This window comes from Pseudoalteromonas luteoviolacea NCIMB 1942, from assembly GCF_001625595.1.
GTDB classification, from domain to species: domain Bacteria; phylum Pseudomonadota; class Gammaproteobacteria; order Enterobacterales; family Alteromonadaceae; genus Pseudoalteromonas; species Pseudoalteromonas luteoviolacea_A.
The window spans coordinates 1-11,593 of the sequence record NZ_AUXT01000022.1; the positions used below are offsets into that span (position 1 = coordinate 1).

Annotated in this window: 11 protein-coding genes; 3 read left to right on the top strand and 8 right to left on the bottom strand. The window is 41.6% G+C overall.

What is annotated here, in order from left to right:
- Window positions 1-179 precede the first annotated feature (179 nt).
- From N482_RS02015 to N482_RS02030, 4 genes are all read right to left on the bottom strand, one after another.
- A complete protein-coding gene (locus N482_RS02015) occupies window positions 180-911 on the bottom strand; it encodes a carbon-nitrogen hydrolase family protein (protein ID WP_063375497.1) in 732 nt (243 codons plus the stop codon).
- 171 nt (window positions 912-1,082) lie between these two features.
- Window positions 1,083-2,021, bottom strand: coding sequence for an alpha/beta hydrolase (locus tag N482_RS02020; RefSeq protein WP_063375498.1), 939 nt, complete (start codon window positions 2,019-2,021; stop codon window positions 1,083-1,085).
- A 138-nt stretch (window positions 2,022-2,159) separates the two neighbouring features.
- Window positions 2,160-3,335 (bottom strand): LytR/AlgR family response regulator transcription factor, encoded by a 1,176-nt coding sequence (locus N482_RS02025; RefSeq protein ID WP_196765287.1) that lies wholly within the window; start codon window positions 3,333-3,335, stop codon window positions 2,160-2,162.
- A gap of 26 nt (window positions 3,336-3,361) precedes the next feature.
- Window positions 3,362-3,751, bottom strand: a complete 390-nt coding sequence (locus tag N482_RS02030; RefSeq protein WP_063375500.1) for a hypothetical protein — start codon at window positions 3,749-3,751, stop codon at window positions 3,362-3,364.
- Between the two features lie 77 nt (window positions 3,752-3,828).
- On the opposite strand from N482_RS02030, the gene N482_RS02035 reads away from it, so the two are divergent.
- Window positions 3,829-5,376 (top strand): serine hydrolase, encoded by a 1,548-nt coding sequence (locus tag N482_RS02035; RefSeq protein WP_063375501.1) that lies wholly within the window; start codon window positions 3,829-3,831, stop codon window positions 5,374-5,376.
- Window positions 5,377-5,468: 92 nt separating this feature from the next.
- Here the strand turns inward: N482_RS02035 and N482_RS02040 are convergent, their stop codons facing one another.
- Window positions 5,469-7,025 (bottom strand): MBL fold metallo-hydrolase, encoded by a 1,557-nt coding sequence (locus N482_RS02040; protein ID WP_063375502.1) that lies wholly within the window; start codon window positions 7,023-7,025, stop codon window positions 5,469-5,471.
- Between the two features lie 200 nt (window positions 7,026-7,225).
- Here N482_RS02040 and N482_RS02045 point away from each other — a divergent pair, with 200 nt between their 5' ends.
- Window positions 7,226-9,331, top strand: coding sequence for a winged helix-turn-helix domain-containing protein (locus tag N482_RS02045; RefSeq protein WP_063375503.1), 2,106 nt, complete (start codon window positions 7,226-7,228; stop codon window positions 9,329-9,331).
- Window positions 9,332-9,406: 75 nt separating this feature from the next.
- Here the strand turns inward: N482_RS02045 and N482_RS02050 are convergent, their stop codons facing one another.
- The 3 genes from N482_RS02050 to N482_RS02060 all read right to left on the bottom strand — a co-directional run bounded on the left by N482_RS02050 (window position 9,407) and on the right by N482_RS02060 (window position 10,605).
- The gene (locus N482_RS02050) at window positions 9,407-9,715 is read right to left on the bottom strand and encodes a hypothetical protein (RefSeq protein WP_063375504.1); all 309 of its coding nucleotides are present in this window, start codon (window positions 9,713-9,715) and stop codon (window positions 9,407-9,409) included.
- A gap of 123 nt (window positions 9,716-9,838) precedes the next feature.
- The gene (locus N482_RS25975) at window positions 9,839-10,156 is read right to left on the bottom strand and encodes a S1 RNA-binding domain-containing protein (RefSeq protein ID WP_063375505.1); all 318 of its coding nucleotides are present in this window, start codon (window positions 10,154-10,156) and stop codon (window positions 9,839-9,841) included.
- Between the two features lie 92 nt (window positions 10,157-10,248).
- Window positions 10,249-10,605 carry a MerR family transcriptional regulator gene (locus N482_RS02060; RefSeq protein ID WP_063375506.1) on the bottom strand — a complete coding sequence of 119 codons (357 nt, stop codon included), beginning with the start codon at window positions 10,603-10,605 and terminating at the stop codon, window positions 10,249-10,251.
- An 80-nt stretch (window positions 10,606-10,685) separates the two neighbouring features.
- Here N482_RS02060 and N482_RS02065 point away from each other — a divergent pair, with 80 nt between their 5' ends.
- Window positions 10,686-11,501 carry an aminotransferase class IV family protein gene (locus tag N482_RS02065; RefSeq protein ID WP_063375507.1) on the top strand — a complete coding sequence of 272 codons (816 nt, stop codon included), beginning with the start codon at window positions 10,686-10,688 and terminating at the stop codon, window positions 11,499-11,501.
- The last annotated feature ends 92 nt before the right edge of the window (window positions 11,502-11,593 follow it).

Here is an 11,593-nt window from a genome sequence, read left to right on the forward strand (position 1 = left end):
GTTGAATTGAGTTGTCATGCGTCATTCCTATTTTTACCAGTTTACTGAAATGACACAGATTTTTGAACACTACCTACGGATACTTTGACAGGGCTGATTTTACATCCACATTAACTACCTAACGTGTTGTTTATGACGCCACCAAGCTCTGTATAGAAATCCAATGACCCGAGTTTACGTTACATGGGATATACCTTGCCAACCCATGAGTCACTGCCCGCTTGTGCAATAACCAGCGCATCTTCGCATTGCTTGACCTGTGCAATAAGGTTATTTTTGAACCAAATGGCGCTTTTGCCAGCAGTATCTAGGCCGCCACTCGGCTTGCTGTAATTGGCAATCGCCACCAACAACCCATATTCAGATGCATAACTAGACCACATTTTTGCATCTTTGTTATAACCCTGCGGGGTAACGAGTACGCCAGCAATATATACGCTTGCTCCCAGAGCTGCGCAAGATTGCGCGTGTTGAGGATTAATGGTATCTGCGCAGATAGCATTTGCAATGCTATGCTTTCCTACTTGAAATAAGTGGTGCTTATCACCATTGGTAAAATACTTCTCTTCACCGTCATGTAAAAACATCTTTTCGTATGTTTCGACCACTCCAGTGCCATGAATTAATATCAAACCTATCTTGGGCGACCCTATTGTTTTCAGAGGTGCACCAACACCAATCGACAAATTGCATTGTTTTGCTGCATCAATTAATGGCGCTAAACGGTCATCGTCTTCGGTAAAAGCTAACTCATTTGCCAATTCTGGTTCATAGCCCGTCAGAGACAACTCAGGAAAAACTAGGTAGTTAACGCCGTGTTTGCTTGCTTCTTGTATATATCTCAGGTGTTCATCTATATTAGACTCAACATCTCCACGAATTGAACCGCATTGCGCAACTGCAAGAATCATCTTTACTCCTTTAGATTAAGTTAGAAACATATATGTTTACTCTTTGAATCATAGTGATAATACCCTACCTATTTTACGCTGATAGCAGGATTTTACACTAACCGTGGTATGCCTGGACTAGGCCTCCACAGCAGCAGAAGCCTATTTTAATTTTGAAAGGGTTACAACCACTCAATGGTTATAAAAAAGCCGTTTATAGCTCGTGCCAAATCCTTTAATGTGAATTTGCTTTTGGCCTTGGCTGACAGACTTGTCGCAAGTAACAGGATAGCACTCAAATGCAGCTCTTAGCCCTTTGTAAAGGCTCTGATGTAACATCGACATATGATTCTCATCCTGAAATACCTCATAGGTGCCTTTTGTCTTGCTTGCAGCTAATAGCAAGTGACCTGTGCGAGCAATCGCTTGAATATGTGCTAAGTAGTCTGCTAAGAAATCACCGGCTCCATCATGGTCATGACCCGCAGCTACATAAATATTATATGCCTTTGAATTAAATAAACTCGCAGATAGCTCGACTTGATTTACGAGAGTGGCATTGTCCCACCACATGGAAGGGTCAAGTGCGATGTATGATTTGAAAGTATCTTGGACCTGCTCGTTAAGTGCAGCTGTCATTGTAAACAGGCCACCCAATGAATGCCCTGCTAGCACTCTAAAATCATTTGTGCGGTATTTATTGTCGATATACGGTACGACTTCACTGTGTATAAAGTCTTGGAATCTTGCACTTTGCCCCGTAGTGTTTGGTGTGCTATGGCCATCATTTGGTACTGTGGGGGTTAGATCTCTAGATCTGTTTTGTCGCGTATCAATCGCCACGAGTATTGCCTGTGGTATGTGCCCCACAATATTTGCAAACCACATACTTTCAGCTGTTATAAACTGATAAACCGCTCCATCAGTTATATACACAACCGGGTAGCGCTTTTGAGCGTTCTCTGGACGATGGTAGCCTTGGGGCAGCGCAACCCAAACCTTTTTACTCTCAGGCAAAATGTTAGGGTCAAATGTAAGTTCAACAGGTTCATGCCGATAGGTATACGGCTCATAAGCTGCAAAAGCCGAAAAACAAAGCAATGTTATTATAATGCCAAGTATTGTTTTCATATCAATCTCCTTTTAAATGGTCGACACTATAGACCACACCACCATGGATTTGTTCGAAATTTTTGTATGAACTTCACTCAACAACTACACTCAATAACTAATAGTCACCAGCGTTATTAGTCCTTCTACGCAAAAAGTTTAAATTAATACCTTACGTACTTTGGGCATTATTCTTCGACTTACAGGGATTTCAGCCCCTGTTGTTAAAGTGAGTATGCCTCCACCAGAAGTAGATTTTTCAAGTGACTGTACATAGTGTGTATTTACAAGGTAGGAACGATGAACTCGTAAAAACAAAGCGGGTAATTTTTCTTCCATTGTGCTTAAACTTTCACTATGTAAAATACTCTGTGCATCAGCAATATTCACTTCCACATAATCTCTTGCCCCTTTGCAAAAGCAGATCTGATCGGCAGAAAACCACTCAACTTTGCCGGAGTGATTCAGCATGATTTTAGTAGGTTGCCTCGCTTCAGAATAGTCGTCCAAAGCACGCTGCAGGCGGTCTGCTCTGCTTTGCTCTGAAAGCCTTTGTACTTTTTCATTCCTGTATGCAATTGCATGCTGCACTAGGAAATAAAGTAACAGTAAAGAGACAAAATAGTAGAAGTAAACATCAAGGAATTTACCAGGCATGAAAGCGATAAGCATTGAAAAAATAAAAAGAGCAACAGCGTGCGCTAACGCTGATTGACGCTTATAAAAAGTTGCATATACAGCTAAAACTAAACAAATAAATGCAGAGATCTGAATCGCAAAAATAGTGCTCTGCTCTATAGAATTAGATTGATATACGGCAGCTAATGTTAAACATAAAGCCGACAACACGAGTCTCTTTCTGCCTTTGTTTAGAAAAGCGTGCGCTAGATAGACAAGTAAGCAAACACCGCTGAGTGAACCTAATGCAAAAATCGACAAGACTCTAAATTCATGAACCGGATAGTTGTATGCTATTAACCCGCGCAAGAGCTCTGTTACTAGTTGGGCCATCACAACAGTCGTCAATAATGGTAGTAGTAGGTTATATTGAGAGACCGTACCAGTCAGCACTAATGGTAGTGTATAGACCAATCCAATTAATAATATTCCCAGTGGGATAAATGACGGCAAATAATTTCGAAGGACGATATTTTGAGGTGACGCATAATCGCTAATGATTATACGCTGTATTAGTTGCTCAAAACCTATCAAGTTATGGTGTGATGACAGCTTTATCACCAACTCATTATTGTGTGCTTTGAGTAAATTGGCTGGTAAGTATGCGACATAATCCATTGCCCCGGCAATCTCGTCAGAAGGGATTGCTGAAGGCAAACCATTTCGCCCAATCATTTGACCATTCAAATAAAATTCAGCCGCGGCTTTTGCAGAAATAACAACCCTAAGGGCTTGTTACGCTGCATCAATGACTCGTCTGCATCAAATAATGCACCTACCCATATAAGCTTGTCATACTCGTTGACCTCACTCAGCGACCTCTCTTCGCACTTTGTTTTGAAAAACCCGGTTACTTGTCCTTCTGTTTTACCTCCTTCACAGACTTTAACTGATTGAATAGAAAGCTTATTATATGTTGATGCATGCGTGTCTAACGATATTAAGCAAGCCATTGTGACAAATAAAAGGATAACTAATCGTGTGTTTGCAATCCAAACTCTTGTCGCTTTACTTTTACTTAGCAGGTGCTTAGAGTGCGATACCACTTGCAGAAAATTAGCTACCGTTTGCATATAAGTGCTAGAAATATAAAAAGTAATTGTTATTGTCCTTAAAAGTTATCAATACGCTTTAAAGAGGGCCTATATCAATGAACTATATCAAAAAATCAGTTTGCACTGGATTTATATTGTTGCAAACACTCTTGATACCACAAGCACAATGTGCAGGATTCAATCAAAATCAAGTGGATTCGTTAGTCAAAAAGGCGCAACGCGAACTTAATGTCCCTGGCGTGGCGCTCGCAATAGTAAAAGATAATGAAGTCATCCATGCAAAGGGATATGGGGTTAAATCTATAAATAATGGCGACCTTGTCGATACAGGCACATTATTTCAAGTCGGCTCTATCACTAAGTCATTCAGGACAGCCGCACTTGCCCTTTTAGTTGATCGTAATAAGCTTAATTGGGATGATAAAGTCATAGACCATTTACCCAACTTTCAAATGTACGACCCTTGGGTCACTCGTGAGTTTACAATCCGAGATTTATTAACTCATCGCTCAGGGTTGCCTCTAGGAGCCGGAGACCTACTTCAGTGGCCCGACGCAAAAGCCACACCAGATGAAATCATCGCTGCACTTCGGTTTTTAAAGCCTCAGAGTTCATTCAGGTCACAATATGCATATGACAATTTAATGTATATCGTAGCGGCAGAAGTCATCCGAGTTGCGTCAGGCATGCCTTGGGACCAATTTGTAGACAAAGAGCTGCTAGCACCTCTAGATATGGAGGACTGTGTGGCCCATTCCAAGCGTGTTGCTGAGCCTGCTCTGCGCGCCACACCTCATATGGAAGTTGATGGGAAGTTAAAAACCACATTTTTCAAAAACGCAGACTTAGTCAACTGTAATATCAAGGGCATGGCTAAGTGGGCGCAAATGCACCTCGCACAAGGTAAGCTGCCAAATGGAGAGCCACTTATTTCAATACAGCAACAACAAGAAATGTGGCGTCCTGTGACCTTACAACAAGTATCGAATCTCGCTAAAAAATACTCTCAAACGCACTTTCAAGCTTATGGCTTAGGCTGGCGGCTTATGGATTTTCACGGTCATTTGCATGTTTCGCATGGCGGTGCTGTACAGGGTATGACGTCTCATATGGCCTTTTTACCAGAGAAAAACATCGCTGTTATCGCATTGACAAACCAATGGTCCAGAGCGGCTCAAGGCCTTACGGCAACGATTTTAGAAAGCTATGTAACAGATCAACCAACCGATTACATTGATATCTATATAGAAGGCAGAAAACGCTATGCCGCAATGCAAAAAAATACAAAGACAGACAAGTACAAGACTACCGAAGCTTCAAAAAGGCCTCCTACCTTATCGCTCGACAGCTACACGGGTGTCTTCCATGACAGTTGGTATGGTGAAGTATCAATTGAAATAAATGACAACGCACTATTAATCAACTTTTCTCGTAGCAAAGCGCTCACTGGAAAACTCATACATATTGATGGAAATCGTTTCATCGCAAAATGGACAGACAGAACCCTTAATGCCGACGCGTACGTCAACTTTGAGGTTAACTTTAAAGGTGAGGTTTCAGGAATTAAAATGAAAGCCGTAAGCCGCAGTACTGACTTCTCTTACAACTTTCATGATTTAAATTTGAAAAAGTTAAATAAGTAGCGATGTCGCTAGGTGTTGTCTTTCAGCAAACCTGTACATTAGAGCCAATATCAACTTCTACTGTACAGGTTAATCGACTCTAAAGTGCTACCTTATTCGCTGTACAACCTGCCTACTAACTCTTTATTATTCGGACAAACATACCCTAGAGCCTGATTAAACTCATCGTTAGACAACACTCTTCCATGATGTGACGACACATATTTCTGCACATCTAGCCCCAAAGAGTTTATCTTCTGTTCAAGAGTTTCTGAACGGTAGTACACATCGCGACTTGGCCAACTGTTTGGCGAATGAAACCCTGCCTCCAAACTACTCCCATACATATCTTCTGCAAATAGCACCTTTTGCTCGGGCAAGTAAATGACTAAGTTATGATCAGCATGACTACTTGGTACATCAAAAACCTGAACTTTGCCATGCGCCAACTCCGTGGCATCTTCAACTAAAGTCAGCTTTTTTGGCGCCACTGGTAATCGTTGACTTGATTGCACCGCCTCAACATGCTCAGATAAAAGCAGCAATTGAGCGCCGTGTTTAATCACATCATGCAAGCCCATTAAATGGTCGTCATGATGATGAGTAACGATAAATTGGGATACAGGTTTCTTATTCCCCGTATATTGATGTAAATGCGCTAAGCGCTGCTGCCAAGTGAATGCGTCGTTGGGCATTTGCCAAGACCCCATGGAAATATACGACGCTCCAACATCCACAAACAAGGTAAACCCCCAATCCTGACCAACCAAATACACACCTTCTGCAACTTGATTGATGCTGGGTTCTACAAAATCCAAGAATTTGACTGCAGGCTTACGTCGATACTTTTTTGGCTTTAAAATCAATGAGCCGTTTGTATCGTTCACGGTCACTTTTCGAGACGTTACATGCTTATATGGGTGACCATCGTTACTTATCATGGTTTGGTTTGCCCAAACAATGCCAAGGTTGTTTTGTGTATGGTTTAGAAAATCGTAACGTGTTTTAGTATTACTTTTTTTGCGTACAACCCTCGATAACAGACCTGTTTTGCTGTCAAAAAACATCGTGTGTTGACTGTCGTTTTTCGTCATACTTAGTACATCGTGAATGCGACCTTTTATCAGCATGGTACCTTTACGTTCCATTTGTGTTGTTGACTCGGCCAAAGCTTTAACAATTAAAGAGTCTACAGCCGCTTCCATGTCGAGTGAGACTGAGTCCCAATTAATCCGAGTGGTTGGCTGAAATGTCTGCATGCAGTGGTCAATATGAAAGCCTTTTTCACCTCCAAACCGTCTGTCAACGACTGTCATATCATAGTAACCGTAGTTACCGATTAAGTTTTGGTCACTTCGCTTAAAGATTTTTGTTTTCGAAATGTAGTTGATTTTCAGTTGCTGATGGTAAGTATACAACTGAATGCCATGCGCACCGTGTGCTGCAAATCCGCTTTGACCTTCAGAGAATCGATATAACTGCTCTTCAATCTGCAACTGCTCAAGCGACATCAAAGTATCTCCGCCATAGGCTTCAACGGCACGTTTTATAATATTATTAACCGTGTCATCGGCTGTGGCCCCTTGACAATCAAAAGTCAATAAACAGCCAAGCACATAAGACGTAACGCCCAGTTTCTTTGTAAAGTTAGTTTGTGAAAATACGCACACAGTATGACTCCTTAACTTGTGCAAAATCAGAGCCTCTACTTTGTGCAAGGCTAACTAAAGTACAACAATGGGGGGCTGATGAAATCATGATTAATAGCTGATATCTATAATTAACAATGAGTTAGAATATTGACTGAAGCTCGACATCAGCTGTACATATCCATATACTCATGCTTATTCAGGCCTGCAATTGTTAATATATGACCTTACCTCAGCGTTTTATCATCGATGGTTACCTTATAAATATGTCTCTTTCAGAGGTAACGGGTGAAGCAGGTAGCATTAAAGTAGAACCCAAGGTGCTTCAAGTCTTACTTTTGCTCGCACAAAACGCTCAGCAAGTCGTCAGTCACCAACAGATTATGGATCAGGTTTGGCAAGGCTCCGAAGTGGTACCCAACGCCCTACAACGTTGTATAGCAAGATTACGCAAGGTACTTGGTGATAACGCCAAAGCGCCTCGCCTTATCGCGACTCACCCTAAAATTGGCTACAGGCTCATGGTTGATGTGCAATGGCAACAAGCACAAACAGAGCAAAGTGCAGTGACTAGGGTTCCACAAAAATTCAAAGGGATCTGGAAATGGCCAGCTCTTGTAGTTCTGCTCATTTCATTCGGGCTATTTTTCGCTGTTTTCATTACCCCCTTAGAACCAAAAATAAAATCGATAAAAACAATAACTCATACTGATTCATTTGAAAGTGATGTCTCATACAGCCCAAATGGACAGTACATTGTATTTAACCGTCAAACCCAATCGTGTTACAGCCATATTTGGGCCAAAAATTTAAAAACAGGGACTGAGTCCAGACTGAGCAAGCAAGCAGGGTTTTATAGAGACACTCGATTTACTTTTGATGGCCGAAGTGTCATTTTTACACAGCAACAAAACTGTGACCAAAAGGCAATAGAATTTGAGCCCCAAAGCGCAAACTGTTGGCAGATCAACAGCCTAGATTTTGCAGAATCGTTAAGCTCTCCACAACCCTCTGCGGTGCGCTATCAATGTCAAAATCAGTCGATTACGCGTCCAATTGCACTGCCAAACCACCAATATTCTTTTTTGAAAACAGAACAAGGCAACTCAGGGTTATTTATTTACAACGCACTAAATCAACAAAGTGACGTTTTGTTCGCTCCCTCGGCTCTTTCCATTTATAGCTATGACTATTCTCCTGTTCAGTCGCAATATGCAGTCATTGGTTTTAATCCTGATTCTGAGCATGTGTTGAGCATACTGAATGAGCAAGGTAGAGTTTTGCAGCAAAACACCCTAAAATTTCAATCAGATAAATACCCTCAAGCACAATTCGTAATTCGCTATTCAATTGATGGGAATACCTTATTGGCCGTGAGTGACGGAGCTTTGTATCACTTGAGTATGGACGGTGAGCTAAGCGAATATAAACCTCTGCTGCAAAACATCATAAGTGTCGACAAGCACCCTACAAATGTTCAAGTCGTTGCTATTACTGGGTACAAAGACACTGATATTGCCAACGTGCCAATTTATACACAACACAACCCCCCACTACAATCTGGGATCAATCAAAGTGTGCAGCCATACAAAAGTTTTGCACGCACAAAAAGCCCCGAAAAGTCTGCAAAATTTCAGCCCTTCGGCGACCTGATTGCATTTGTCTCGGCAATAAGTGGTAACGATGAAGTCTGGCTATGGGATGGCGCGCAGGCAATGCAGTTAAGTGATTTTGCGAATAATAGCCATATTGAGCAACTCACTTGGTCTCCTGATGGCAAGCAAATCGCCCTTGTGAGCAATGGGTTACTCAAATTAATCGATTTAGAAGGAAACACACAAAGCATCAATGCCCCCGTTCTGTTGGAGAAAGTTGCCGGCTGGCACCAAACTTCGAACTTACTGGTCACTGCAACAGCGGCAAACGCGCGCGCTCTGCTGACTCTAGATTTAAAGACATTACGCTTCACCCTTCTCCCAATTGAGGGGGTTATCAATACATGGTCTACCGACCACGCTCTATATTTTAGCCATTTAGATGGCAAAGTGTTTCGCATAGCTCGACCAATTGATGCTCACAAACCCGGATACATGCCCGCGTTAAATGGCAAAAGCTTAGAGCTATATCAAAGCAAGTTTTATAGCTATGACCCAACCTCAAGGTACTTGTCTATGTACAATTTGGAAGGTGAACTTATAAAACAAATACGGCCGCTTAAACCATTTGCATGGAAACTCTCAGACGTCAAAGATCAACATATGCTCTTAGAGCAAGTAATTGAAGTCAACCAAGATATCATTGAACTAGAGCTGTCTTATGGCCATTAACTCAATTCAGTATCCCGAACTCTTAAAAAAGTTAATGGCTTAATTTTTCGCAATTCCTACTGCCTAGACTCACAATTAGAGCTCTCGTACTGACTTATTTCCTTCAAAATAAACAACACACTCTGCTTGTATGTTATGTTTGCTTCGTTGCATTTCACACTCTTCAAGTGCTCTTTTATTTGCAAGCTGTTGGGTTGGAAAGCCGTAACTAAACCCACTCCCCCAAACGCCATTGTCATCAAGCGCAGCTGCATATGCCTTTTTGGCAGAGCTGCAAGACAGGTATTTTTCAACGTCTACTTCAAACTCACTGACATCCAAAAAGGTGCTAGTGCTACAGGCTGTCAATAAGCTGATAGAAAATAAACTCACAAATAACTTCATAGTATATTTATTCCTAAGTGGCATCGAACACTGTCAATCATGCACCTTTGGTAACCTGAGACAATGTGTTCAAATTTACAAGTAACATTATTAGGTACAATATACCAGCCGCAACAATTAATGTTAAGGCCAAGAACACCCCACGCCATTCGAGCTGTGTGCTTTTGGGCTGACTAACCTGTGAACAGTAACCCCATCAGGCGCCACTTTATGCGCTTTTACAGCTGCACCTTTTAATTTGTATTCTGGCTTCTCAATGCTAATAATTAGCTCCGTACCCACTTTATGCACGCTTCTATCATACCCCTCTATATCTTTTAGGGGTAAAAACCCATGCCTTTGTGCCCCAAAATCTACGAACGCAGCCTCTAATGTGGGCTCAATATGCGTGATTTGCGCTTTAAAATAGTTACCTTTCACAAACAAGTCTACTGAACTCAACTTTGCTCCTTTTCTAATATTTCCTATGAAAAACAATAACGATAACACTGAATAAGTACACTGTGAACTCAAATCGAGTTAAAGAAATTCGCTTATTTAGCATTTTCTATTTCATATAAGAAGTGCTCTAAGACCGTTTTGCTATGAGATAATTTAGCGACCTCCTCATTGACCATTTTAATTTGGTCATGCAACAAGTCGATAAGCTCATCACAAGGTTCAAATACGTGCTGGTCGCCTCTTATGCAAGGTAAGAATACGAGAATGGTATTTAAGTTCATGCCTGCGCTTGCGAGTAACTTTATTCGCTCTAAAGTGCGGAGCTCTTCTTCATCATAATCTCGATAACCTGAAGCTGTTCGTTTTGGCTTCAGTAACCCTCTTTCTTCATAGTAGCGTAGCATTCGAATACTCACGCCCGATTTAACGGATAATTCACCTATTTTCATACTTCCCTATTGACCCTCACAGCGCTGTCAGGGCTTATGCTAGTTACATAAGGTACAGATTTCAACTAGGAAATAACTACATGAATACCCCAACTTCTCATACTCACCTACTTTTAAACGGACAAACAATCACTGATTCAGAAACATCAAGCTTAGCGTTTGGAGGATTTGCGCACTTCACATCCATACAGATTCGAAATAAGCAAATCAAAGGGCTAGATTTACACTTGGAAAGACTCAAGCAAGCATCTCAAAAGCTCTACGGTTATGCACTTTCCAATGACACCGTCCAGAATTACATTCGCTCAGCCATTGAACAAGGACCAGAGGATCAATCACTCACAATAACGATGTTCTCACCCAATGGTGAATTCACAGCATCCAGCATGAACATTACGCCTTCCGTGTTGATTAAGAGTTCGGCCCCAGAACAAGGTCCTTCAGGCCCACTTACCTTGTCTGTTATCAATCATGAGCGGCCCTTGGCAGAGATTAAACACGTGGGCGAAATTGGTAAAACTTACTATTTACACCAAGCAATTAAACGGGGGTTTGACGATGCGGTATTTATGAATAACGCTGGCCATTTAAGTGAAGGGACGATTTGGAATCTGGCTTTTTGGGACGGCGAAACAGTTATCTGGCCCAAGGCGCTCATGCTGCAGGGCACTATGATGTCCATTGTTCAGCGCCAATTATCGAACCTCAATATACCTCAGAGGCATGAATACATCACCCTTGCCAGATTATCAGACCTAAAAGGTGCGGCGGTAATGAACTCATGGACTCCGGGAGTATGTGTTTCTAAAATTAATTCTACATTTTTGCCCGATTCTAAACAATTAACTACCCTACTTCATAAGGCCTACAACAAAGAGCCCGCAAAAAAGCTGTGATTAGAAAAATAGTGCCTGCCTTTGTAATGCTCGCTCAAAAGTGAACTCGAAAAGAAAAAATGCCAGCTACAAGCTTAATGCCGATCAGTTAA